The organism is Streptomyces lydicus (assembly GCF_004125265.1).
In the GTDB taxonomy this organism is placed as follows: Bacteria; Actinomycetota; Actinomycetes; order Streptomycetales; family Streptomycetaceae; genus Streptomyces; species Streptomyces lydicus_C.
The window spans coordinates 8030475-8056124 of record NZ_RDTE01000003.1; the positions used below are offsets into that span (position 1 = coordinate 8030475).

General features: G+C 70.0%; 17 protein-coding genes. 11 read left to right on the plus strand and 6 right to left on the minus strand.

Annotation, left to right across the window (positions count from 1 at the left end; translation table 11 throughout):
• The first annotated feature begins 202 nt into the window (after positions 1 to 202).
• The gene (locus tag D9V36_RS37920; protein ID WP_129297755.1) at positions 203 to 4255 is read left to right on the plus strand and encodes an AAA domain-containing protein; all 4053 of its coding nucleotides are present in this window, start codon (positions 203 to 205) and stop codon (positions 4253 to 4255) included.
• Complete coding sequence (locus D9V36_RS37925) at positions 4255 to 5097, plus strand: hypothetical protein (RefSeq protein WP_129297756.1); 843 nt, start codon at positions 4255 to 4257, stop codon at positions 5095 to 5097. The genes D9V36_RS37920 and D9V36_RS37925 overlap by 1 nt, the downstream gene beginning before the upstream one ends.
• A gap of 1590 nt (positions 5098 to 6687) precedes the next feature.
• Here D9V36_RS37925 and D9V36_RS42385 read toward each other — a convergent pair.
• Both D9V36_RS42385 and D9V36_RS37935 read right to left on the minus strand, forming a co-directional pair.
• Complete coding sequence (locus D9V36_RS42385; protein ID WP_241721202.1) at positions 6688 to 7626, minus strand: TMEM175 family protein; 939 nt, start codon at positions 7624 to 7626, stop codon at positions 6688 to 6690.
• Positions 7627 to 7851: 225 nt separating this feature from the next.
• The gene (locus tag D9V36_RS37935) at positions 7852 to 8358 is read right to left on the minus strand and encodes a CcdC protein domain-containing protein (protein WP_129297757.1); all 507 of its coding nucleotides are present in this window, start codon (positions 8356 to 8358) and stop codon (positions 7852 to 7854) included.
• 194 nt (positions 8359 to 8552) lie between these two features.
• On the opposite strand from D9V36_RS37935, the gene D9V36_RS37940 reads away from it, so the two are divergent.
• The gene (locus tag D9V36_RS37940; protein ID WP_129297758.1) at positions 8553 to 9785 is read left to right on the plus strand and encodes a sensor histidine kinase; all 1233 of its coding nucleotides are present in this window, start codon (positions 8553 to 8555) and stop codon (positions 9783 to 9785) included.
• A complete protein-coding gene (locus D9V36_RS37945; RefSeq protein ID WP_129297759.1) occupies positions 9782 to 10477 on the plus strand; it encodes a response regulator in 696 nt (231 codons plus the stop codon). Before D9V36_RS37940 ends, D9V36_RS37945 begins: the two co-directional genes overlap by 4 nt.
• A gap of 559 nt (positions 10478 to 11036) precedes the next feature.
• On the opposite strand, the gene adh is transcribed toward D9V36_RS37945, so the two are convergent.
• The 3 genes from adh to D9V36_RS37960 all read right to left on the minus strand — a co-directional run bounded on the left by adh (position 11037) and on the right by D9V36_RS37960 (position 15515).
• Positions 11037 to 12560, minus strand: coding sequence for an aldehyde dehydrogenase (gene adh, locus D9V36_RS37950; RefSeq protein ID WP_129297760.1), 1524 nt, complete (start codon positions 12558 to 12560; stop codon positions 11037 to 11039).
• 67 nt (positions 12561 to 12627) lie between these two features.
• Complete coding sequence (locus D9V36_RS37955) at positions 12628 to 13953, minus strand: GAF domain-containing protein (RefSeq protein ID WP_129297761.1); 1326 nt, start codon at positions 13951 to 13953, stop codon at positions 12628 to 12630.
• 278 nt (positions 13954 to 14231) lie between these two features.
• Positions 14232 to 15515: a glycoside hydrolase family 18 protein gene (locus tag D9V36_RS37960; protein WP_129297762.1), complete on the minus strand. Its 1284-nt coding sequence runs from the start codon at positions 15513 to 15515 to the stop codon at positions 14232 to 14234.
• 335 nt (positions 15516 to 15850) lie between these two features.
• Here D9V36_RS37960 and D9V36_RS37965 point away from each other — a divergent pair, with 335 nt between their 5' ends.
• The 3 genes from D9V36_RS37965 to D9V36_RS37975 all read left to right on the plus strand — a co-directional run bounded on the left by D9V36_RS37965 (position 15851) and on the right by D9V36_RS37975 (position 19714).
• Positions 15851 to 17023 carry an acyl-CoA dehydrogenase family protein gene (locus D9V36_RS37965; protein ID WP_129297763.1) on the plus strand — a complete coding sequence of 391 codons (1173 nt, stop codon included), beginning with the start codon at positions 15851 to 15853 and terminating at the stop codon, positions 17021 to 17023.
• Between the two features lie 442 nt (positions 17024 to 17465).
• Positions 17466 to 18605 carry a hypothetical protein gene (locus D9V36_RS37970; RefSeq protein WP_129297764.1) on the plus strand — a complete coding sequence of 380 codons (1140 nt, stop codon included), beginning with the start codon at positions 17466 to 17468 and terminating at the stop codon, positions 18603 to 18605.
• Positions 18602 to 19714 carry a phosphotransferase family protein gene (locus tag D9V36_RS37975; RefSeq protein ID WP_129297765.1) on the plus strand — a complete coding sequence of 371 codons (1113 nt, stop codon included), beginning with the start codon at positions 18602 to 18604 and terminating at the stop codon, positions 19712 to 19714. Before D9V36_RS37970 ends, D9V36_RS37975 begins: the two co-directional genes overlap by 4 nt.
• 50 nt (positions 19715 to 19764) lie before the next feature.
• Here D9V36_RS37975 and D9V36_RS37980 read toward each other — a convergent pair whose 3' ends face one another.
• Complete coding sequence (locus tag D9V36_RS37980) at positions 19765 to 20193, minus strand: hypothetical protein (protein WP_129297766.1); 429 nt, start codon at positions 20191 to 20193, stop codon at positions 19765 to 19767.
• A gap of 209 nt (positions 20194 to 20402) precedes the next feature.
• Here D9V36_RS37980 and D9V36_RS37985 point away from each other — a divergent pair, with 209 nt between their 5' ends.
• The 4 genes from D9V36_RS37985 to D9V36_RS38000 all read left to right on the plus strand — a co-directional run bounded on the left by D9V36_RS37985 (position 20403) and on the right by D9V36_RS38000 (position 25565).
• Positions 20403 to 20843: an Lrp/AsnC family transcriptional regulator gene (locus D9V36_RS37985; RefSeq protein ID WP_026170119.1), complete on the plus strand. Its 441-nt coding sequence runs from the start codon at positions 20403 to 20405 to the stop codon at positions 20841 to 20843.
• Between the two features lie 56 nt (positions 20844 to 20899).
• A complete protein-coding gene (locus D9V36_RS37990; protein WP_129297767.1) occupies positions 20900 to 22555 on the plus strand; it encodes an amidohydrolase in 1656 nt (551 codons plus the stop codon).
• Between the two features lie 584 nt (positions 22556 to 23139).
• On the plus strand, positions 23140 to 24813 hold the full coding sequence (gene lnt / locus D9V36_RS37995; RefSeq protein ID WP_129297768.1) for an apolipoprotein N-acyltransferase: 1674 nt from the start codon (positions 23140 to 23142) through the stop codon (positions 24811 to 24813).
• Positions 24810 to 25565, plus strand: coding sequence for a polyprenol monophosphomannose synthase (locus D9V36_RS38000; protein ID WP_129297769.1), 756 nt, complete (start codon positions 24810 to 24812; stop codon positions 25563 to 25565). Before lnt ends, D9V36_RS38000 begins: the two co-directional genes overlap by 4 nt.
• The last annotated feature ends 85 nt before the right edge of the window (positions 25566 to 25650 follow it).

Sequence of the window (25650 nt, forward strand, 5' to 3'; positions counted from 1 at the left end):
TCCTCGGGTCGAATCGGCACCCATCCGTTGAAGGTGCGCCGCATCTGCGCCGTGTGTGCTTCCTGTGCGCCCCCTGCGTGTCTCGACTTTTCCTGTGGTGTGACCCCTTCCACTCGTATCTTGATCTGTTCCTCTCGGCCCGAGAGCGGACCACGACCTTTAACAGGTCGGAGCTAGCAGCCAGTTCAGCCAAGGGGAAGACGTGGACGAGCACGTGGGACCTGTACGCCGCCGGGCGGTGGAGGTCTGCGCGCAGCAGTGGTCCGATGCGCTGATCGACTTCGGTCCGTACAACACTCTGCTGCACTTCAAGGACACGAAGCGGGCGACGTTGGACGTCACCGATGCGGCGCCGCAGGCACTGACCTCGCTACTGAACGGCCGCACAACCCGTCTGGCCAGCCTTTTCCCGGCCTCTGCGGATCACAAAGCGGCGTGGGCGCGAGCGCGTGGTCTCCGCCGCAAGATGGTCGAGTTGGCGGAGGAACAAGGCATTGAGGCCGGTCGCCTGGCACTGGGCCTGGTGGGTGTCGAGCCCCCAACTACGCGTGGCAGCCGGCCGCTCGCAGCTCTGCGTGCTCCCCTTCTCCTTCAGCCGCTGACCATTGAACCACGCACCGCGACGGAGAACGACTTCGTTCTTGAAGCGGCGGGCGAAGCCGAGATCAACCCGGTTCTGCTCTACGCCCTGAGCCGCCAGTACGGCCTGGACGGTGACCTCGAGGCACTCACCGACAAGATCACGAACGCGGTCGACGAGTGCGCGGATCTCGATGACCGTACGCGTTGCGCCTATGAGGTGCTGCAGACGGCCTGCACGCGTAGCAATCTCACCGTCGTACTTGAAGAGCGCGTGGTAGCCGGCGTCTTCAGCTTCGACCGGCTTCCCATGGTCAATGACCTCGCCCAGTCGGTCGACCTATTGGCGAGCCACCCGGTGGTAGCGGCCCTTGCTAACGACAAGGAAGCCGAACGCGCCTTGCGTGTAGACGCAGTTCCCCGCGGTCCCTCCGGCGCGGACGCCATCACACCCCGGTCGGAGTACCTGGTCCGGGACGCTGATGGCTCTCAACACAGGGCCATCAGCGCCGCACTGGCCGGCGCCCACCTGGTCATCGAGGGGCCGCCAGGCACGGGCAAGAGCCAGACCATCGCCAACCTGATCGCCGCCTTCGCGGCACTGGGTAAACGCACGCTCTTCGTCGCCGAGAAGCGTGCCGCGATCGAAGCGGTGACCGACAACCTTGCCGAAGTTGACCTCGATGGGCTGGTCTTCGACCTGCACGGCAACAAACTCAGTCGCCGACAGACCGCCCAGCAGCTGTACGAGGCCCTGGAACGCGCCGGACAAGAACCCCCACCCCGCCCTGACGATCTCCACAGAAGTCTTGAAGGCCATCGACAGCAGGCACTGCAGCACGTCCAGGAGTTTCACCAGCCTCTGGAGCCCTGGGAGATCAGCCCGCACCAATTGCTCACGCATCTCATGGCCAGCCCCCGCGAGCAGCACACCCGACTGCGATTGCGCGACAGCGACCTGCACAGCCTCCACGGCGATCAGCTTATCCAGACCGCAAATGACCTCCGCGCGCTCGTGGCCAAGAACGGCCTCCTGGTGCGGCGTGGCTCATCCCCCTGGTCTCACCTGCCGGTTCGCTCCGACAGCGAACTGCATTCCGTCGTAGCCAGCCTCGACCAGCTCACCGGCCGTGCCCTGACAGACGCCCGATGCACCGTCGAGAAGCTGGTGGACACTGCGGGGCTGCGGCGGGCCGACGACGTCCAAGGATGGCAATCCCTTCTCACACTGCTGCACGACGTCACCACCACGCTCAGCCGCTTCGAGGCATCCGTCTTCGACTCTGACCTGAACAACATGATCGCCGCGACAGCCGACCGCGCCTGGCGCAAGGAGCACGCACTCAAAGTCGGTTGGTGGCAACGTCGAAAACTGACAGGAAGAGCACGGGGACTGGCCAAGGACGGCTGCCGTACCCGCTCCTTGCTGCACGCGGCACTCATGGACGCTGCCGATCAGAAGACCCAGTGGCAGGAACAGGCCGCTGCTGGCGACAGCAGTCCGTGGGCTGTTCCCGGCCTGTCCTCCGCCGTCGCCTCCTTCACAGAAGCACGCAATCAGCTTGCCGCGATAGCCCTGTGCGTGGACTGGCACGGATGGGAGAACACCTCCACCGGCGAAGTAGACCGGTTCATCCAGAGTCTTGACCAAGACCGAGAGACGCTGCTGCGGATGCCCGAGTTAAACCAGCTCACCGACCGCCTGGAGTCAGCCGGGCTCGGCCACCTGCTAGACGAGCTCGCCGAAATGGGCACCACGCCGGACAGCGCCGTAGGAACCCTGAACCACCTCTGGTGGGCCTCCGTCCTCGACGAGGCCCGCATGCAACAGCCCTACCTGCGCTCCTTCACCGGAACCGAGCACGACCACACGATCCAACAGTTCCAACGCCTCGACCGCACCCACCGCGACCTCAACCCTGCCCGCATCCGCTACCAAGTCGCCACCCGCCTGCGGAAAGCCCGCGACACCCACCCCGACCAGAACACCCTCGTCCGCACCCAGGCACACCGCAAATCCCGGCACCTGGCCCTGCGCAGACTCGTTGAGAAAGCGCCGGATGTCCTCATGGCCGCCAAACCGTGCTGGGCCATGTCCCCACTCGTCGTCAGCCGCGTCCTTCCCGCCACCCGGCTCTTCGACGTCGTCATCTTCGACGAAGCCAGCCAGGTCCTCCCGCACGACGCCATCACATCCATCATGCGCGCCCGCCAGGTCATCGTCGCCGGTGACCCGCACCAGCTCCCCCCGACGACCTTCTTCCAGAAACTTCTCAGCGGCGCAGAAGAAAACACCGATGACGAGGACTCCGGCGGCGCCGCACCCGATGCCTTTGAGTCCCTCCTCGACATGCTCTGTAGCCGGCTGCCCGTCCACACCCTCAAATGGCACTACCGCAGCCGCGATGAACGCCTCATCGCCTTCGCCAACCACACCATCTACAACGACAGACTCGTCACCTTCCCGGGCACCACCCAGGCCAGCCCGCTACGCCTGGACATCGTCGACGCCCAGGTACGCCCCGGCCAGTCCGGCTCGTCGGACGAAGAAGTACAGCGCGTCGTCGACCTCGCCCTGGCGCATGCCACCCACACACCGCACCAGAGCCTCGGCGTCATCACCATGGGCCAGCGCCACGCGGACCGGATCGACCTCGCTCTGAGGCAAGCCCTCCAGGAACATCCGGACCTGCAGGACTACTTCAGCCCCGAAGCAGGCCCACGCCGACGGTTCTTCGCCAAAAGCCTCGAACAAGTGCAAGGCGATGAACGTGACGCCATCATCCTCAGCATCGGCTACGGAAAGGCCGCCAATGGACGCCTGGCCATGAACTTCGGCCCGCTCAACAACGACGGGGGAGAACGGCGCCTTAACGTGGCCATCACCCGGGCCCGTCAGTCGATGACCGTCGTCACCTCCTTCACCCACCACGATTTCGACCTCTCCAAACTCCTGGCCACCCGGCACCGTGGCCCCGAAATGCTGCGTGCCTTTTTGGAGTACGCCTCCCACGGAGGGGACCTCCAGCGCACGGGAAGCGCACGCACCGACTGGAACCTGAATGGATTCGAACAGCAGATCCTCGCCGCTCTCGAAGCAGCTGACGTCCCGGTCACACCGCAATGGGGCGTTTCCGGTTACCGCATCGATTTCGCGCTCGGCCACCCCGAACGGCCTGGACGGATGATCCTCGCCGTCGAAACGGACGGCGACCGCTACCACCGAGCCCCCAGCGCCCGCGACCGCGACCGACTGCGCCAAGAGCACCTTCAACGACTGGGGTGGCGCTTCCACCGCATCTGGGCGTCCAGTTGGTTCGCCAACCCAAGCGCCGAACTCGAACGGCTCCTCGATGCCTGGAGAGACGCCACGGAGCGGGCCGACCGCACACCCGCCTCCGCCCCGATCCACCGCGTGCCAGCTTCGCCTCCGGCGGTCGGCCGTGGCGCTCGTCCCGCTGTGCCGCAAGGAGGACGCACCGGAGACTACAGCGACACCGACCTGCTCATGCTGGCCAACTGGCTTCTGAGCGACGGAAACCAGCTCGATCGTGACACCCGCGTAGGTCAGGCCCTCGCCGAGCTCGGCTTCAAACGCCGAGGTCGCGTGATCACTGAACGCCTCACCCGCGCCTTTGAACAGGCCCAGCACTCGGCAGACAAGGAACAGCAGTGATGAAAACGCTCGACGCCCTTACCCTTGAGCGCGTCGCTCGCCTCATCGTCGACATCGACGGACCCTTCGAGCGCCGCGGCTACCAGCTCGAACAACTCCTGCGACGCGCAGCCTGGCCATCACCTCCCGAGTATGACGGCTCCCCGCGCATCGTATGGCTGACGGACATCATGGCCGGAACCGATGATCACGCCGCTGTTAGTCGGCTGCTCTGCCGGATCTGTGACCCACTCGAATACGACGACGGCCTGTCTTCCGCCGACCTCATCCGCCAAGAGCTGAACAGCCTCCTGGCGGCCGAAGGAGTGGCCATCACCTACGTAGCCGGCCGCCCTGTCCTGGGAGAGGTCGGTGTCGACGGCCACAGCACGGTGTTCTCCGCCCCCGAGGATCTGGAAGAGCGCATTCGCCCCCTCGTCAGCAGTCGGGAGTTCCTGCAACAACTTATGGAGAGGGTCACCGAGACCCAGATCTGTGAGCAGCACGGTGCGTACGGTATGGCGCTCATCGGCATCGGCAGCTTCACTGAAGCTCTCCTCCTCGACGTCCTCATACACAGAGATCCGAGCCTGCAACGGGGCTTCCCTCAAGGGGAGAGGCGTGTTGCCCCTGAACGAGCTAGCTTCGCCCTGCTGCTGGACACCGCGCGCACCCGAGGGTGGATCCAGATGGACGCCCACGACTTCATGGCGATCGTCCGTGAGTACCGAAACTTCGTGCACCTTCGCAAACAACGCGAACGTGGCGTCATCCCGGACCGCGACACCGTCGGCATGTGCTGGGGGCCAGTCCTCGCGGTGCTCAACGACCTTGAGACCACCCGAGAGCCCACTGCCGTGTGATCACGCCCGTCACCCACGTCGTCCGCTCTTCTTCGCATGCTTCGCCCCGCCGAGGACGACGCAATGTAGCGTCCCAGCTGGTCCGTGGCTGGTCCGTGGCTGGTCCGGGGCGCGCGCAGATTCGCGGCGAACGAGTTCGGAAGCTTACTGATAGTCACGGATAGTGGCTTCGGGCTGTGGGTGCCTGGAAGGGTAAAGCTCTCTCCAGGCGCCCAGCTTGAGGCTCTAGAAGAACCCCAGCTCCTTCGGGGAGTAGCTCACCAGCAGGTTCTTGGTCCGCTGGTTGTACAGCAGCTGCATCTACGCTGACCTGGGAAATTGGCAGTTTGCATGGCCCGTTGGCGAGGGCTGGTCCGGAGTGGGTCCGGATCTTGGTCCGCGCGGTCGTCGGGCGGGGAGGGCTGGGGAGAGGTGGGAAGGTCTGGGAGTGATCGGCACTGGACGGGCCATCAGCCGGGTTTGCCACGCATTGAGTTGGTCCGCCGCTGTACCGTCAGCCCTTCTACGGTCGGTGGTCATCACAGAGTCATCCGGCCGCGTAGAAGCGCGCGGGTGCTCCGCATGGACTGACCCCGGCCCCGCACTTCCCGCGGTATACGACCGGCGATGCCGCTGTCACCGGGGAAGCCCTTCCCGGTTGGGGCTGTGGCGAGCGGGGTGCCGAGATGTACGGGAGCGATACGGCCTCGTGGTCTGCCGCGGCGGGGGGCCGGACGCGACACGTCGGGTCGCCGTCCACCATGGGGTACTGCACCTGCCGTTGCCTTGGCATGACGGCGGACGGTTGGTCCGATGTTGCGTCGAGGTACGCAGTGTGATCGGTAGTAGGGGTCCAGAATTCAAAGGCGGTCCGCTTCACCTTGACGATCGCCCGTACATAGAGACCAGAGGCGGCGTCTCGGATGAACTCGTCGAAGGGGCGTTCCGCAGGCCGGGTTGTTGGATGCCAGCCTCCGCATTTGCCGCTCCGCTTCTTCGGGCACGGCCCCGGGAATCGTTCGTTGCACTTGGCGAGTTCGATGCGCCGGATGCCACCGCGAAACGGAATAGGAGAATCCCGCTTCATGATCACCTTCAGGGGAACGCGGTCGGTACGCAACCACGGCACCGTCGTATCCCGCGCCATCTCCTGGCTGTCCGTCTGCCAGGCGTCCAGAACGCCCGCTCGTCGGGCCGCCACGTCTCGGGCCTGAATCTCGCGCGGGTTTCGCGAAGACAGCTGCGACTCGAAGCCAAGGAGCACCCCGTCCGTGCCGCGGATCAGGACATCGCTGCGCGCCGCGCGGTCCTTGCTTGATCGTTCCTGGGCGGCAGTGTGCCCGCCTTCCTCGGCGGCCCGGACCGCCCGGTCCCCTGGCCCGCCCGGGGTCAAGACGCCATCAGGCAAGGGCCCAGCTCCCGGAACGCCAGCTACGCGGCCAGGAGCGCGTCGTCGGCCGCGGCCTTGATGGCGGAGCCGCCTTGGCCACTGCCCTGCAGGACGTCGTCTGCACGAGCCGGTATGGCCAGGCGGCGGGCGTGCAGGACCGGAGCACCTGGGCGGGCGGCGCCGTACTGTCCGACGCCGCGTCGTTGCCCCCTGGCTGCGGGTCAGCGGGCGCGCCGGCGCCGAAGGAGCGCCCACCTGGGCAGGAGAAGCAGTAGCAGGCTGTAGTACTGCAGCACGGGTACGGCGAGGGCGAGGACAAGAGCCAGGACCAGAGAGAGGGCGTTGAGATAGCTCTCGGTGTAGGACTCCTGGAGTTTGCCCGGTTCCTGATCGTCCTCGTCGAGCAACCCCGGGGTGGTTTTCAGGATCCTCAGCATCACCACCCGGCACGCCATGCCGGCCAGGAGGGTCGCGTAGTAGAAGCCCGCGACGAACCGGTTACGGCCGAAGGCGGCGATCATCTCCGTCGGCAGGGGGAGCACGACAACGGAGAGCAGCCACCCCATGTTCCACACCGTCAAGGAGCGGGTGACCTTCACGACCGACGAGAAGGCCCGGTGGTGTTCCCGCCAGACGTTCGCGATGACCGCGAAACTGAGCAGGAAGCTCCATATCTGGTCGAGGTGACCGGTGATCACCTCGCTGGCCTGTCCGTGGGCAGACGCGACCTCCGGGACGAGATCGACCAGCGGTAGGACCAGCAAAGTGATCGAGATCGCGGTCACTGCATCGGTGAAGAGGATCAACCGCTCTCCCGAGGCACCCCCTTCGGCCCTGTCCGGGACCGCAACCGACTCTGCCGGAGTGGGCCCTCCCGCGCCGATTTCGTCAACGGCGTCGCAAGCACTCATGTGTGTTACACCTTTCTTCTGTCCGACCCATCGGGCCGGGGTCTGCCGGATGCGGCCGCTCCCACGACCAGGGCGGACCAAAACCTCTGTTTGTACAAGGACTGTTGGGTAAACGGCTTCGAGTTCGAGCACGTAGCAGCCGCTGCCCATGGGGCAGGTCCGGCCGCGGCACCAGCCGGAAGCGGCGAAGCGCGCGTCGAACTCGTGCAGGTCACCTTCGATGCCGCCGGTGACGGCGAGCACGGACATGTCCGACAGGGTGGCGGAGTCGGGTTTGCCGATCTCACCGACGACGGTCGGTCTCCACGACCACGGCACGACCGCCCGACTCGGATCGGCGCCTACCGTGCGGGTGCCTATCCGGATGACGCCGCGGCGGCCGCGGTGCGGTACTGGCGGCGGGCGGGGTCGAACGGAGGGCTACAGGCCGCGCGAGTCATGCTGCGCCCTCCGCGCCCCGGTTCAGGCCGGGGCTCAGCGCTGCCCGGAGGCGCGCACCATCAGCGCTCCCGAGCGGGTGAGCAGCGCGGCGATCGCCATGAGCACCAGCCCGTTGGTGACGATCGAGGCGATGTCCTGGGGCAGGGCGCCATGCCGGAAGAAGAAGCGCCCCAGCTCGGAGCTGTACCAATAGGTGGCGCCGATGGAAAACACCGAGCGGGCGACAATCAGGCCGATCCACAGCGCCGCGTAGCTGCGGCCGGCCCGGGCGACGACCCGGCCGTCCGGCTCACGGAAGACCTGGACCTGGCTGACCGCGATCAGCCCGAACAGCACGCCGGCCGCGAGGCCGCAGATTTCGATGGCTAGGCCGATCCCGCTGTCGAAGAAGGTGTGGACGAACACGGGGACGATGATCACCGCGACGATCAGCGGGCGGAGCAGGCGTCTGCGGCTCACCGTCTTGGTGCCGAGGTCGGCGTGCAGGGTCGTGAGCAGCACGACGACGTTGACGAGGAGAGCGCTCTGCATAGTGGACACGGATTCCGCCGTAGGTGAAGGGGATTGTTGTCCACACAGCGTCAGACCTGTGCCACGGATCGGGCGTCGGCCGAGGAGCCTAGGAGGGTGGAGCGCGGATACCTCCACCCTCCTCCACCCTGCTCCACCCTGCTCCACCTGCCGGCGGGCCCCGATCCGGATTGTGGGGAAGAGGTGTATGCCAAGCTGAAATCATGGCTGTGATCACAGAAGGCGAGCCGTCGTCGGCACCCCCCGTGCCACCGCGACCGATCCTGCTGCGTCCCGACCTCTGGCAGCGCGTGCTGCCCCGGGTGCTCGGGCTGGCTCTGGTGCTGGTCGGCCTGCCGTTCTCGGACGGGCTCGTCTGGTCTGCCACCACCTGCGTGCTGGTGGTGCTGATGAGCGGCGCCTGGGCGCTGTGGTGCGTGGCCGGCCTCCGGGCGGGATCTCCGGTGCCCGAGGCGTGGGCAGTGCCGATCCTGGGTGTCACAATGATCAGCGGGAATCTCCTGATCACCCTCGAACCCAAGGCAATGCTGGCTACGGCAATTATCGGGATGGCGATGGTGTCGTCCGGGGCGGTCCTGCCCACGCTGGTCAGCTCGGCCGTGCTGGCGGCTGGTGTCCTGGCGCTGGCGATCGGCGGGATCGTGGCCGGTTTCCCCGGGCAGGCATGGGCGGAGGTCGCCGCCTGGATCGCTGCCCTGCTGGCTTGTCAGCTCGCCGGCGCGACCCGGCGCAGCATCGGGACTCAGCACGCGCAGGCCGAGGAACTGTTGCTGCAGACCCGGCGTGCGCAAGAGGAGAAGCAGCGGGCCGCGGCGCTGGCCGAGCGGACCCGGATCGCCCGGGAGATCCACGACGTCCTGGCGCAGTCGCTGGGCGCCCTGGCGGTCCAGCTGGACGTGACCGACTCGCTGCTCACCGCGGATCTGCCGCGCACCGGAGAGGCGGTCGAGCGGGTCCGCAACGCCCGCCGGATCGCCGTCGACGGACTGACCGAAACCCGCCGCGCGATCGCGGTCCTGCGTACGGACACCCCGCCCCTGCCGGAGGCCCTCACCGCGCTGGTCCACGACCACCGCACCGCCTCCGGCGCGCCCGCGACCTTCACACCGGTCGGCACCCCGCGCACGCTCGAACCAGAGGTCGGGCTAGCGTTTCTGAGAGTCGCCCAGGAGTCCCTGGCGAACGCCGCCAAGCACGCCGACGGACGGGAGTTGACCGTCACTTTGGAATACGAGGAGGATCAGGTGAGGCTGACCGTGCTGTCCGGGCCCGTCGGCTCCGGTGGCGGCGAGGCCGGCCCACGGCCCCGAGTGGTGGGGATGGACGGCGGCTACGGTCTGGCGGGCATGCGTGAGCGGTTGCTGCTGATCTGCGGCGACCTGACGGCCGGACCCACCCCGGAGGGGTGGCGCGTGCAAGCGGAGGTGCCCGCATGAGTACCCGGGTGGTGGTCGTCGACGACCAGGCGGTGATCCGCGAAGGCCTGATGACCCTGCTGGACATGATGCCCGGCATCGACGTCGTCGCCGGGGGCGCGAACGGCGAGGAGGCTGTCGCCAAGGTCGCCGAAACGCACCCGGACGCAGTGCTGATGGACTTGAGCATGCCGGGGATGGACGGCGTGGAGGCCACCCGCCGGATCGTGGCGACGCACCCGGACGTGGCCGTCGTGGTGCTGACGACCATGGCGGACGATCAGCTGATTCTCGACGCCCTGCAAGCCGGCGCCCGCGCCTACCTGACCAAGGACGCCGGCAAGACCGAGATCGTCCGCGCGATCGAGGCCGCACTCGCCCGGCACACCACCTTGGACCCGATTGTCCAGGAACGGCTGCTGGCCGCCGCCCTGCGCGGCGCCGACCACACGACCAAACAGCGGCGGGCCGAACCGTCGCAGGATCTGCTGACCCCGCGAGAGTCCGACGTACTGCGGCTGCTCGCCCAAGGGTTGTCGAACCGCGCGATCGGCCGACGCCTGCTGGTGGGGGAGGCCACCGTCAAGACCCACGTCAACCACCTGTTCGCCAAGCTCCGGATCCGCAACCGCGCGGAGGCTGTCGCCTGGGCCCATGCCCACGGCTTCGGACCCGGTGCGGACGGCGTGCGCTCTGGCCAGTCCACCGGGTGAGCGGCGCACCAACGATATGAGGCTTTCGGCAGGCTCTTCCATGCATCGGATGCTCTCGCAGCCCAGCTGAGACCGACAACGCATCATCGGTTGCCCGTCACTCAACCAGGCACGGTTGAGACTCCTCGGCCAAGAGCGACGTCATTTCTCGTGAACATCTGCGGAGGCTCCGACCCTCCGTCGCCTCCCAAACCGGTGGACAAACGCTGCTACTGAACGCGAACGAAGCCACTCTGGGGTGAGTTGACCAGGCCAGGCGCAGGGCCGCCAGCACGATGGTCATGGGGGCCTGCGATGAAAGCGGTCGGGCGCGAAGCCTGTGCCCACGACTGCGGAGCGCGCTGCAGAGCCTGAGCGGTCCCGCTACGTCGTGGCACCACACGTGCCAGAGGGTTGTCGCCTGCCTCACCCCGGGCGGGAGTCTGGTCCGTGACTGGTCCGGGGGCAGTCCTCGTGTAGGTCGACCATCGACTTGAGGCAGCCTGTTGCTTACCTGGAGTGACTCCGGTGTCGGGCTGCCTGGAGTGTAACGGCGCCTCCAGGCAGCCGACTTGAGGCTCTAGAAGAACCCAAGTTTCTTCGGGCTGTATGAACAAAGAATGTTCTTCGTCTGCTGGTAGTGATCCAGCATCATCTTGTGGTTCTCCCTGCCGATCCCGGACTGCTTGTAGCCGCCGAAGGCGGCGTGGGCCGGGTAGGCGTGGTAGCAGTTGGTCCATACCCGGCCGGCCTGGATGGCGCGGCCCGCTCGGTAGGCGGTGGAGCCGTCGCGGGTCCAGACGCCGGCGCCGAGGCCGTAGAGCGTGTCGTTGGCGATGCCGATCGCGTCGTCGAAGTCGCTGAACGGGGCCACGGCGACCACCGGGCCGAAGATCTCCTCCTGGAAGACCCGCATCTCGTTGTTGCCCTCGAAGATCGTCGGGCGGACGTAGTAGCCGCCCTCCAGTTCGCCGCCGAGCTCGGCGCGGGAGCCGCCGGTCAGGACGCGGGCGCCCTCCTTCTGGCCGATGTCCAGGTAGGAGAGGATCTTCTCCAGCTGGTCGTTGGAGGCCTGTGCGCCGATCATGGTGTCGGTGTCCAGCGGGTGGCCCTGGACGATCTTCTCCGTGCGTGCCACACCGGCTTCCAGGAAGTCCTGGTAGTGGCCGCGCTGGATCAGCGCCCTGGACGGGCAGGTGCACACCTCGCCCTGGTTGAGGGCGAACATGGTGAAGCCCTCCAGCGCCTTGTCGTGGAAGTCGTCCACCGCGGACGAGACATCGTCGAAGAAGATGTTGGGGCTCTTGCCGCCCAGTTCGAGGGTCACCGGCCGCAGGTGCTCGGACGCGTACTGCATGATCAGACGGCCGGTGGTGGTCTCCCCGGTGAAGGCGACCTTGGCGACCCGGGGGCTGGACGCCAGCGGCTTGCCGGCTTCGGCGCCGAAGCCGTTGACGATGTTGACCACGCCGGGCGGCAGCAGATCCGCGACCAGGCTCATCCAGTAGTGCACGGACGCGGGGGTCTGTTCGGCCGGCTTGAGGACCACGGCGTTGCCCGCGGCCAGCGCCGGGGCGAGTTTCCAGGTCGCCATCAGGATGGGGAAGTTCCAGGGGATGATCTGGGCGACGACCCCGAGCGGCTCGTGGAAGTGGTACGCGACGGTGTCCTCGTCGATCTCCGACAGGGAGCCTTCCTGGGCGCGGATGGCGCCCGCGAAGTAGCGGAAGTGGTCGATGGCGAGCGGGATGTCGGCCGCCAGCGTCTCCCGTACGGGTTTGCCGTTCTCCCAGCTCTCCGCGACCGCCAGAGCCTGAAGGTTCTGTTCCATCCGGTCGGCGATCTTGTTGAGCACGCCGGCGCGTTCGGCGGCGGCCGTACGGGCCCAGCCGGGCGCGGCCGCGTGCGCCGCGTCCAGGGCCCGCTCGACGTCCTCGGCGGTGCCCCGCGCCACCTCGGTGAACGGCTGACCGTTGACCGGCGTCGGGTTCTCGAAGTACCGGCCCAGTGCGGGCGCCACGAACTCGCCGCCGATCCAGTGGTCATAGCGGGGCAGGTAGCTCATGACGGCATCGGCGGAACCCGGGCTGGCGTAACGGGCCATGGTGCGGCCTCCCAATCGCTCTCGGCGCGGTGCCCGCCACTCCCGTGTGACGGGCGTTGTGCGCAGGCTATGGCGGGGGAGGTTGCGTGAACGTTGCGACGCGCTCGGCGGCGGGCGCGGGCACGGCACGGGGAGCGGCACCGGTCGTCAGGCCGTACGCCGCGCGCAGCCGGTCCGCGGTCGCCATCGGTGCGCTGCGGGCCGGGGAGTGTTCCGGGAGGGTGTCCACCAGGGCTTCCCAGACCTCCAGGTCGTCCTCGCCCCAGGGGGTGCGCGACCACTCGCGCAGCAGCGCGGGCTCCCGGGTGGCGAGCAGCGTACGCCGGAGCCGGTCCTCCAGCGCACCGCGCAGCCGCTGCACACCGGGCGCCTCCGACAGCGGCAGCAGCGGGCCGCGGTACGCGCCCAGCGCGGAGCGCACCTCGCCGGCGTCCAAGGCCTCCCCGACGGCGAACAGATCGGTCTCGACGGGCCTGCTCAGCCGGTATGGACGCGAATGCAGCAGCGTGCCGACGAGATGGCGCAGCCGGGACAGCTCGGCCCGCAGTGTCACCGGGCGCATCTCGCGCTCGCCGTACAGCAGCACCGAGAGCTGATCACCCGTCAGCCCGTGGGGGTGCCGGGCCAGCAGCATCATGATCTCGCTGTGCCGCCGGCCGAGCCGCAGCCGCTGCCCGTCCACCACCAGCAGCGCCTCGTCCCGGCCGAGCGCTGACAGGCAGACGCCCAACTCGGATGTATCGCAGGCAAGATGGGCTTCCGCGGCGCGTGCGGTGGCCTGGACGAGAGCCAGGCTGTGGGGGCTCGCCAGATGGTCGCCGCCGGTGATGTCGACGGCGCCCAGCAGCCGCCCGGTCCGTGGGTCGTGCAGCGGGGCGGCGGCACAGGTCCAGCGCTGCACCTGCCTGTTGTAGTGCTCGGCGGCGAAGATCTGTACGGCGTGATCGGCGGCGAGCGCGGTGCCCGGGGCATTGGTGCCGGCGTGCCGTTCGTCCCAGCGGGCGCCGGCCACGAAGTTCATCCGCTCGGCGCTGCGCCGCACCCCGCGGTGCCCTTCCACCCACAGCAGCCGTCCCTGCGGATCGCAGACGGCCAGCAGATGCGCGCCGTCCTGCGCGAAGCTGCCCAGCAGCTCCCGGAAGACGGGCATCGCGCGGGCCAGCGGATGCCCGTCCCGGTAGGCGTCCAGGGTGGCCTCGTCCAGATCGATGGGCGCGGCGCCGTCCGCCGCGGCCCGGGCTTCGGCGGAGCGGCGCCAGGAGTCGGCGACCACCTGCCGGACCGGCGGCGCAACGGTCCCGTCGCTGAGGAAGGCCGCATGGGCCCGGCGCACCGTGCGGGTGCGCTCCACCAAATCGGCACCGGTCTCCATCGCCAGCCAGGGGTTGACCACGCGTCACCTCTTCACCTGCGGCTCGTCCCTTACGGCCGATGGTGCTCGTACCGGGCGGGAGCGTAAACCCCGCGGGCGCGCCGGGTCACCCACGGGCGTCACCACGGTCACCACATGCACAGCGGACACCGTGGTCACCGTGCGCGCAGCCGTCATCGGAGAGCACTACCGTGCCGGTGACGGGCGCGGGCGCCACCGGCACGGCCGCTGACGTACGACGGGCAGGCAGGCGGGCGGGAGGCCGCCGCCTCCCGCCCGCCCGGTTCCGCTCCTGCCGGCTACCTGATCGCCTTGATCAGCTCACCGCTCGCGGTGTCGCCGCTCAGCTCCCAGAAGAACGTGCCGCCCAGGCCCTGCGCGTCCTTGTAGGCCATCTTCGTGCCGATGGTCTCCGGGGTGTCATAGCTCCACCACTGGTCGCCGCACTTGGCGTAGGCGGTGCCGCCGACCTTGCCGGTGGCCGGGCAGCGGCCCTTGAGCACCTTGTAGTCGTCGATGCCGGCCTCGTACTTGCCCGGTGCCGCACCGGTCGCGCTGCCGCCCGGCGCATCCTGGGTGACGCCCGACCAGCCACGGCCGTAGAAGCCGATCCCCAGCAGCAGCTTGCCCGCCGGGACACCGAGGCCCTTGAGCTTGGCGATGGTGTCGGTGCTGTTGAAGCCTGCCTTCGGGATGCCGCTGTACGACGTGAGCGGGGAGTGCGGCGCCGTCGGGCCCTTGGCGTCCCAGGCCCCGAAGTAGTCGTACGTCATCGGGTTGTACCAGTCGACGTACTGCGCCGCGCCGGCGTAGTCGGCCGCGTCGATCTTGCCGCCGGCCGAGGCGTCCGCGGTGATCGCCGCGGTCACCAGATTGCTCTGGCCGAACGCAGACCGCAGGGCCCGCATCACCTTGGTGAAGGCGTCCCGGCCGCTGGTGTCGCAGGTCAGGCCGCAGGCGTTGGGGTACTCCCAGTCGATGTCGATGCCGTCGAAGACATCCGCCCAGCGCTTGTCCTCGACCAGGTCGAGGCAGGACCGGGCGAACGCGTCGGGGTTCTTGGCGGCCTCACCGAAGCCGCCCGACCAGGTCCAGCCGCCGAACGACCAGATCACCTTGAGGCCCGGGTGCAGTTTCTTGAGCTTGCGCAGCTGGTTGAAGTTGCCGCGCAGCGCGCCGTTGTCCCAGGTGTCCGCCTTGCCGTCGACGCTCTGGTCGGCGGTGTAGGCCTTGTCGTAGTCGGCGTAGGAGTCGCCGATGGCGCACCTGCCGCCCTGGACGTTGCCGAAGGCGTAGTTGATGTGGGTCAGCTTGGCAGCCGAGCCCGAGGTCTCGATGTTCTTGACGTGGTAATTGCGGTCGTAGACACCCCAGTTGGTGAAGTATCCGACGACCTTGCTGCCCGCCGCTGCGGGCTTCAGGGCGGGCGCGGCGGCCGCGGAGGGGTGGTGTGCGGCGGGGGTGCCGGCCGGGTCGGCGGCGGCCGGTCCGGCGAGCAGGGTGCCGGCCAGCGCCGCTGTACACAGCGCGGTGGCGGCGGCGATCACTGTGCGCGGTGAGCGCATCCGGTGCGGTCTGAGCATGCTGTCTCCTCGGAGGGGGGCGAGGGGTGGAGCCTGACCTGCGTCCGAATTGGCATGAACGCGTGGAGCGTTGGGGGAGAAGGTAGAAGGACTAGACCAGTGCGTCAATGGTTCGGACCAATACGGTGACCGAACGGTGCGGGGCCCATTCCTGCAGTCCGTGATGATCAACCCGTGACGCGAGGCCGCCGATCGGGCATACTCCTAGCGCCACCGCCGCAGGTCATCGCCTTCCGCAACCCGGAACGCGATCATCGGCCTGGTACGACGAAACCGGCGCCGCCGCCCACCCCGCGTGTGTCGCCGCAGCGCCCGACAGGGAGGAGAGCGCCGCCATGACCGAGTACGGCCCCCGGCCGGTGGATCGCAGGCTGCCCACGGAGGAAGCCCGCGACCTGTTGACCCTCGTACGCGAGCTTGCCGACCGCGAGATCAGGCCAACGGCCGCCGAGGAGGAGGACGCCGGTCACTTCCCGCGCGAGACCTTCACCCTCCTGTCGCGATCCGGACTGCTCTCGCTGGCCTACGACGAGGAATTCGGCGGTGGCGGCCAGCCCTACGAGGTCTACCTCCAGGTCCTGGAAGAGCTCGCCGCCGCCCGGCTCACCGTCGGCCTCGGCGTCAGCGTGCACACCCTCGCCTGCCACGCGCTCGCCGGATACGGCACCAAGGAGCAGCGCGCCGAACACCTGCCGGACATGCTCGGCGGCGGACTCGTCGGCGCGTACTGCCTCTCCGAGCCCTCCTCGGGCTCCGATGCCGCTTCCCTGACCACCCGGGCGACCCGGGAGGGCGACACCTGGCGGCTGGAGGGCACCAAGGCCTGGACCACCCACGGTGGCGTGGCCGACTTCTACACCGTGCTGGCCCGCACGGGCGGCAGCGGCGCCCACGGCATCACGGCCTTCCTCGTGCCCGGCGACGCCGAAGGCCTCAGCGCCGCGGCGCCCGAGCGCAAGATGGGCATGAAGGGCTCCCCGACGGCCCAGCTGCACTTCGACGACGTCCGTATCCCCGACTCCCGCCGCCTCGGGGACGAGGGGCAGGGCTTCGCCATCGCCCTGTCCGCCCTGGACTCCGGGCGCCTGGGCATCGCGGCCTGTGCCGTCGGTGTCGCCCAGGCCGCGCTGGACGAAGCGCTCGCCTACACCGCCGAGCGGCAGCAATTCGGCCGCCCGATCGTCGACTTCCAGGGCCTGCGCTTCATGCTCGCCGACATGGCCACCCAGATCGAGGCCGGCCGCGCCCTCTATCTCACCGCCGCCCGGCTGCGCGACGCCGGTCTGCCGTTCTCCAAGGAGGCGGCGATGGCCAAGCTGTTCTGCACGGACACCGCGATGCGGGTGACCACCGACGCCGTCCAGCTCCTCGGCGGCTACGGCTACACCCTCGACTTCCCGGCCGAGCGCTATATGCGCGAGGCCAAGGTCCTGCAGATCGTCGAGGGCACCAACCAGATCCAGCGGATGGTCATCGCCCGCCATCTCGCGGGCCCCGAGACGCGCTGAGCGGAGGCGGGGCGGGGCAGAGCAGGGCGGAGGCGGGTTCAAGCGTCTCCGGGGCGGGTCCGCCTGCCGGGCCCGCCCCGCCCGCCCCGCCCGCCGCGCTCGGCCGCTCCGCGCACTCCTCGCCCGCGTCCGTCCGCTGCCCCGGGTGTGGCCGCCGGACGCCGGCGACCACGGTGCCGGCGCCGGCCGTCACCGCCGCGGCCACCCCGGCAGCCACCGCCCGGTCCTGGTGGGAGCCGGTCCGATTCCACCCTCGTATTTCAGCCACAGCTCCCGGCGGGCGCGCCGTCCTGGGGCGCTCCGGGGCCGTCCGCAGTCGGATGCAGGGGTGTCGCCCTCTCCCGCGGTCTGGTCGTCCTTCCGGAGCTGACGTACCGTCAACTCCCGCTGTGCCGACCCGAACCGGGCAGCGCCCCGCCGATCGCGCGCCCAGGAGGAGACCGTGCCCGACCGCCCGATCGCGCTCGACGAGTACCCCATCCACCAGGTCCCGCTGTCCATGCGGCATGTCGCCACCGGCGACCGCAACGCCTACGACCGGTGCATCTTCCACGTCATGGACCACTCCGGGCGCGCCCTGCTGATCGCCGGCCTCGGCGTCTATCCCAACACCGGTGTCATCGACGCCTATGCCACCCTCCGCCTCGGCGACCGGCTGCACGCCGTACGGGCCTCCGACGCGCTCACCGATGACCGCCTCGCGCTCACCGTCGGCCCGCTCACCGTCACCGTCGAGGAGCCGCTGGCCCGTCTGCGGCTGACCTGCGCCGCGGACCCCGGCGACCCGGACGGCCTGGCGTACGACCTGACCTGGACCGCGGCGTTTCCCGCCACCTGGGAGCCGCACCACACCCAGTACCGCGGCGACCGGCTGCTGCTCGAAGGCCGGCGGTTCGTCCAGGCCGGCACCTGCACCGGCACCATCCGCGCCGCCGGCCAGGAGCTCGCCGTCACGGCGGGGGAGTGGACCGGCACCCGCGACCGCAGCTGGGGCGTACGCCCGATCCCCGGCGAGGACGGCGGGCGGGCGGCCGAGGAACTGCGGCCCGAGGGCTTCCACTGGATCTGGTGCCCGGTGCGCTTCGACGACCGCTTCGTGATGGTCATCGTCCAGGAGGATGCCGACGGGCACCGCACCCTGAACGAGGCCACCATGGTCCGCGAGGGCGTCCGCGATGCCCAACTCGGCTGGCCGCACACGGACATCAGCTACCGCCCCGGCACCCGCCACCCCGAACGCGCCGTCATCCATCTCACCGACCCGGCCCGCAAACCCCTCGACCTCACCGCCGAAATCCTCACCTCCTCACCCCTCGCCGTGGGCGCCGGCTACCCTCCGGCGAGCGCCGACGACTGGCAGCACGGCACCTGGCGGGGCCGCGGCTGGACCGACCGCCGCAGCTACGACCTCTCCGACCCGGCAGCCCATCCCCTCGCCGCCTACGGAGTCACCGACCACGCCGCCCGCTTCACTCTCGACGGCCGGACCGGCTACGGCATCTTCGAGCACGGCAGCTTCGGCCGGCACGACCCGAGCGGCTTCACCGGCTATGACTCCGTCGCGCAGGAGGCCGGACAGTGAGCACGGCGCCCCGGCCCCGCACCACCACCCGCGACCCCGAAGTGCTGGCCCGCCGGCTCACCGCCTGGCTCGGCACCCGGCTCCCCGGCGCCCGCGCCGTCTCACCGGCCGTACCGGACTCCAACGGCATGTCCAGCGAGACCCTGCTCTTCGACATCGACCACCCCCGCCCGCCGTCCGGACCGCAGGACGCCCCCCGCTCCTGCGCCCTGCGTCTCGCCGCCGACCCCGCCGCGTACACCGTCTTCCCGCGCTACGACATGGCCCGCCAGTACCGCACCATGCGCCTGGTCGCCGCGCACACCGACCTGCCCGTGCCCCGCAGCACCCTCTGGCTCGAAGAGGATCCGGCGTACCTCGGCGCGCCGTTCTTCGTCATGGCGCGCGCCGCCGGTCGCGTCCCACCGGACGTCATGCCCTATACCTACGAGGGGAATTGGCTGTACGACACCACCGACGACCAGCGCGACCAGCTGGAGGCCGCCAGTGTGTCGGTGCTCGCCCGGCTGCACGATCAAGTCCCCTCCGGCACGGCCGACTTCCTCGCCACCCCCGGAACGGGAGACGCGCTGCAGCGCCATGTGGAGGCCCAACGGGCCTACTACCGCTGGGTCGTTGACGGGCGGCCCCGCTCCCCGCTGATCGAGCGAGGCTTTGCCCGGCTGGCCGACCTCTGGCCGACGGACCCCGGGGAGACCGTGCTGACCTGGGGTGACGCCCGGATCGGCAATATCGTCTACGACGGATTCGAGCCGGCGGCCGTACTCGACTGGGAGATGGCCGCCCTCGGCCCGCGCGAACTCGACCTGGGCTGGATGGTGTTCCTCCACCGCTTCTTCCAGGACCTCACCGAGAGTGGCGGCCAGCAGGGGCTGCCCGGATTCCTGCGCCGTGACCGCGTCGAGGACCGCTACGCCCGGCTCACCGGACACCGGCCCCGCGCCATGGAGTTCCACACCCTCTACGCGGCCCTGCGGCACGCCATCGTCATGCTGCGAGTGGCCTACCGCCAGGTCCACTTCGGGGAACTTCCGGTCCCGGCCGACGCCGATGCGCTGATCCTGCACCGCGGGACCCTGGAAGCGATGATCGAGCGCCGCTACTGGTGAGACCGGGCGGCGTACGGGCCTGCCGGCCGTTTGCGGGCCGGCAGGCGCTCTCAGCTGAGCGGGCGCATCCGCGGCACCCGGACCGGCCGGGTGCCGGGCCCGCCGAGGTGCGAGAACGGCTGGCGGCGCCAGTCCAGGCTCTCCGGGAGCGTCAGCAGCACGGCCGCGTCCTGCTCCTGGGCGTCCAGGGTGTCGGCGGTCCTGGCCGCCTCGGACACCGTCCGCCCGGAGCCCTGGCACACCGTCAGGCCGAAGGGATTCCACGGCGAGGCGCACAGCGCGTGCTCGGGAAGCATGTCCTCGTCCGCCAGCAGCGCGATCGGCTGCAGGCAGTCGGGGCAGGTCACGCGGTAGATCTCATAGGTGTCGAAAGAGTCGACGTCCGCACCGTCGTCGCCCAGGCCGCCCGGACTGTCGCCCTCCTGGGCGCCGGTGTTCGCGGCAGCGGAGTCCTGCTCAAGGCGTCGCATGATGTCCATCCCCCTCGGGTGGGTCGGTCGTACCGCTGACTTCCTGTGACGGGCGGTCCCGGCCACCAGCAGCAATTCCCTTCATGCCGCACGCATAATCGCGGGCACCCCACCGACACCGGATCACATGTGTGGCATTGGTCACATGAACCGGCGTGGAGGTGTCCACGATCCGGCGCACGGTGCGCACACGCCCCCGCGCACAGTAGGTTGAGCGGGTGGAGGAGTTGGACCGACAAATCGTGGATCTGCTCGTCAAGGACGGGCGGATGAGCTACACCGACCTGGGCAAGGCCACCGGCCTGTCCACTTCGGCGGTGCACCAGCGGGTGCGCCGCCTGGAGCAGCGCGGTGTCATCCGGGGCTATGCCGCCATCGTGGACCCCGAAGCCGTGGGCCTGCCGCTCACCGCCTTCATCTCGGTCAAACCCTTCGACCCCAGCGCGCCGGACGACATCGCCGACCGCCTGGCCGAGGTCCCCGAGCTGGAGGCCTGTCACAGCGTCGCCGGTGACGAGAACTACATCCTCAAGGTCCGGGTCGCCACCCCGCTGGAGCTGGAGCATCTGCTCACCCGCATCCGGACCCTGGCCGGTGTGTCGACCCGCACCACCGTCGTGCTCTCCACCCCCTACGAGGCCCGGCCGCCGCGTATCTGACCGGCGAGCGCCCCCTGCGCGCGGCCCGTCCGTCCGCAGGGGCCAAACTGTCCGGTATGAGCGAGCCCCTTTCCTACCCGGCCCGGAAGCGCCCTTCCCGGCCCCGCACCGTCCTGCTGCGCGGCGGTGAGGTGCACAGTCCCGCGGACCCCTTCGCCACCGCCATGGTCGTGGAAGGCGACCGCATCGCCTGGGTCGGGGAGGAAGGCGCGGCCGACTCCTTCGCCGAAGGTGTGGACGAGGTCATTCCGCTCGACGGTGCGCTCGTCACTCCGGCCTTCACGGACGCACATGTGCACACCACGGCGACCGGTCTCGCGCTCACCGGCCTCGACCTGGTCGGGGTCGGCACCCTGTCCGACGCGCTCGCCCGGATCCGCGCCTACGCGGACGCGCGCCCGGCGGACCGCATTCTGCTCGGACACGGCTGGGACGCCGGTGTCTGGCCGGAGGGGCGCCCGCCGTCCCGCGCGGAGCTGGACGAGGCCACCGGCGGCCGCCCGCTCTACCTCACCCGGGTCGATGTGCACTCCGCCGTCGTGACCACGGCGCTGCTGGAGCTGGTCCCCGGCATCCGCGACCGGGAGGGGTTCCACGACGGTGCCCCGCTGACCGGCGCCGCCCATCACGCGGTGCGCAAGGCCGCTTACGCCACCGTCACCCCCGCCCAGCGGGCCGAGGCCCAGGCCGCGGCGCTCGCCCGCGCCGCCTCGCTCGGCATCGGCAGCGTCCACGAGTGCGCCGGTCCGGACATCTCCGGTGAGGACGACTTCACCGGGCTGCTCGCCCTGGCCCGGGAAGGCAACGGCCCCCGGGTCATCGGCTACTGGGCCGAGCTGATCGCATCCGCAAAGGACGCGGAGCGGGTCAGGGAACTCGGGGCGCTCGGCGCCGCGGGCGATCTGTTCGCCGACGGCTCGCTCGGCTCCCACACCGCCCATCTGCACGCCCCGTACGCCGACGCCGGCCACACCGGAACCGCCCAGCTCGACGCCGAGGCCGTCGCCGCCCATGTCGCAGCCTGCACCGAGGCCGGGCTCCAGGCGGGCTTCCACGCCATCGGTGACGCCGCCCTGACCAGCGTCGTCACCGGGGTGCGCGCCGCCGCCGACCGGGTCGGCCTCGACCGGGTCCGGGCCGCCCGGCACCGCGTCGAGCACGCCGAAATGCTCACCGAGCACACCCTCGCCGGCTTCGCCGACCTGGCCCTGACCGCCTCCGTCCAGCCCGCCTTCGACGCGGCATGGGGCGGCGAGGACGGCATGTACGCCGCCCGCCTGGGCGCCGAGCGGGCCGCCACCCTCAATCCGTACGCCGCGCTGCTCAAGGCCGGTGTCCCGCTCGCGCTCGGGTCCGACAGCCCGGTCACCCCGCTCGATCCCTGGGGCACCGTGCGCGCCGCCGTCTTCCACCGCACCCGCGCCCACGGCATCTCCGCCCGCGCCGCGTTCACCGCCCACACCCGCGGCGGCTGGCGCGCCATCGGCCGGGACGACGCGGGCGTCCTGGTGCCCGGCGCCCCCGCCGACTACGCGGTCTGGCGCACCGGCGACCTGATCGTCCAGGCCCCCGACGAGCGGGTGCAGCGCTGGTCCACCGACCCCCGCTCCGGCACCCCCGGCCTGCCCGATCTCACCCCCGGCAACGACCTCCCGGTGTGCCTGACCACGGTCGTCGGCGGGCGGACGGTCTTCGGGCCGCCGAACGAGTGACATCGCGCGGGCAGGTGCCGGTGCGGGCTGCGCCTGCCGCTCCTTGCCTCACTTGGGGCGCTCGCGGCTGACCTGGGGCGACGCGAAACGACGCAGGTGCAGCACCTGTTGACAGCAGACGGTCGGCGGCCGGTAGGTTCGGCCGAGTCCACCACCAGGACGTCCGACCGGGAGACCTCCGCGCAGTCGTCGAACGCAGCTGGGCCATGGGGTGGTGCGCCACTGGGGCACCACCACTGGGAGCCAGGTCCAGCACCAGCGGCACGGGACAACGGAGCGTTTCGGCCGGATGGGGGTCCCTCCCTGCTCCGTGGGAGCTTGGGGGAAGGTGCGACCCGGGTGGGGCCCGGACGCTCAGTAGACAACGGCTTTCGGTCGACCCGCAGCCAGCGGGTCCCAGGTCGGCCCGAAGGGCGCCGGGCCCCTATCCGCACCGCACCGCGCGGCCCCGCTCTCCGCATCGCGGCCCCGCCCGCGGCCTCCCTCGGTGCCCTTTCGCCTTTTGTGCACCCCATATCCGTAAACCCGGCCTCCCGATGTACGGTCAGCTCACCACCGCACGACCTGCAGGAAGGCCCGCGACCGTGCCATCGGGTTCCGACACCACCGAAGAAGCCGTCAGCGACACCTCGCCCGACGGCGCGGTGCCGCGCGCCGGGACGGGTTCCACCGCCGAGCCCGCGCGCCCCGGGCGGGCACGGCGCCTGTTCGCCCTGCTCCGCCGGGAGGCGCCGCGCACCGGCCTTGCGGCCGTCTTCGGCATCGCGCTCGGGCTGGCCTTCCCGCCGTACGACCTGTGGCCGCTGTCCGTGGTCGCCGTGGCCGCGCTGTCGCTGCTGACCCGTGGCCGCACCGCCCGCCAGGGCGCCTGGACGGGCTTCGCTTTCGGGCTGCCGTTCTTCCTGATCCTGCTGAAATGGCTGCATGTGGTCGGGTGGGACGCCGTGGTCGGCCTCTCGGTCGCCGAAGCGCTCTTCCTGACGCTGCTGGGCGCGGCGCTCGCCGTGACGTCCCGGCTGCCGGGCGGGCCGCTGTGGGCCGCCTGCCTGTGGGTCGCCGAGGAGTGGGCCCGCGACCGGTTGCCGTTCGGCGGCTTCCCGTGGGGCCGGCTCGCCTTCGCCAACACCGGCTCGCCGTTCACCCCGCTCGCCGCGCTCGGCGGTGCCCCGCTGGTGACCTTCGCCGTGGCGCTGGCCGGCGCGCTGCTCGCCGTATGTGCCGCCACCCTCTGGCAGCTGCGCGGCAACGGCTCGCTGCGCCGGGCCGTCCCGGCCCTGGAGGCCTTCGGGCTCGCCGCGGCGGTCATCCTGGCCGGTGCCGTGGTGCCCGTTCCCACGAAGGCCGACGACACCGCTGACATCGCTGTCGTCCAGGGCAACGTCCAGCAGCCCGGCATGGACTTCCTGGGCCGCCCCATGATGATCACCGACAACCACGCCACGGCCACCGAAAAGCTCGCCGCCGACGTCAAGGCCGGCCGGGCCAGGAAGCCGGACCTGGTCATCTGGCCGGAGAACTCCTCCGACCTCGACCCCTACAAATACCCGCAGGCCTACGACCGGATCGACGAGGCCGTGAAGGCCATCGGCGTGCCCGTCCTCGTCGGCGCCCTGATCGACCACCCCTCCAAGAAGGGCTATGTCTTCAACGAGGGCATCGTCTGGGACCCGAAGAAGGGGCCGGGCGCCTCCTACACCAAGCAGCATCCCGTGCCGTTCGGCGAGTACGTGCCGTTCCGGGAACAGCTCAGCAAGATCATCACGCGTTTCCAGCGGGTGCCCCGCGACTTCTACCCCGGTGACCACACCGGTGTGCTCCACGTCGGCCCCGCCCGGCTCGGCGACGTCATCTGCTTCGAGGTCGCCTACGACCAGATCGTGCACGACACCGTCGACGCGGGCGCCCGTGCCCTGGTCATCCAGACCAACAACGCCACCTACGGCCGCTCCGGCCAGCCCGAGCAGCAGTTGGCGATGTCCAAGCTGCGCGCCGTCGAACACGGCCGGGCCGTGGTCACCGCGGCCACCAGCGGGATCAGCGCCGTGGTCGCCCCGGACGGCAAGATCACCCAGCGGATCCCGGAGTTCACCCAGGGTGTGGTCTCCGCGCGGATTCCGCTGCGCGACGAAACGACGCTCGCCGACCGCGTCGGCGCCGCTCCCGAGTGGGTGCTCGCTATCGTGGGGCTTCTGTCCTGTGCCGGTGCGGTAGTTGCCGGCCGACGCGGGCGAACGAAGGACGAGAAGGGGCAGCAGTGACAGACGGGCAGCGGCAGTACGGTCCGCTCGGCACCACGTTGGTGATCATTCCGACGTACAACGAGGCGGAGAACATCAAGCCGATCGTCTCGCGGGTGCGGTCCGCCGTCCCCACGGCACACGTCCTCGTCGCGGACGACAACAGCCCTGACGGCACCGGCAAGTTCGCCGACGAACTGGCCGCCGACGACGAGCAGGTCCACGTCCTGCACCGCAAGGGCAAGGAAGGCCTCGGCGCCGCCTACCTCGCGGGCTTCCGCTGGGGGATCGACCACGGCTACGACGTCCTGGTCGAGATGGACGCCGACGGCTCGCACCAGCCCGAGGAACTGCCGCGGCTGCTCACCGCCCTCAAGAGCGCCGATCTCGTCCTCGGATCGCGCTGGGTGCCCGGCGGCCGCACCGTCAACTGGCCCACGTACCGCCGGCTCATCTCCCGCGGGGGCAGTACGTACTCCCGGCTGGTGCTGGACCTGCCGCTGCGCGACATCACCGGTGGTTTCCGGGCCTTTCGCGCGCAGGCGCTCGAAGGGCTGGGCCTGGACGACGTGGCCTCCCAGGGCTACTGCTTCCAGGTCGACCTCGCCCGCCGTGCCGTGCAGGCCGGCTATCACGTCGTCGAGGTGCCGATCACCTTCGTCGAGCGGGAACTGGGCGACAGCAAGATGAGCCGCGACATCGTCGTGGAGGCCCTGTGGCGGGTCACGGCCTGGGGTCTCGGCTCCCGGGTGGACAAGATCCGCGGCCGCTGACGAACGGGGGCGCTGACGAACGGGCTCGCCGCGCCGGGTCCGCCGAGGCCGGGGCCGCTGCGCCGGGCCGTCCGGAGATGATCCC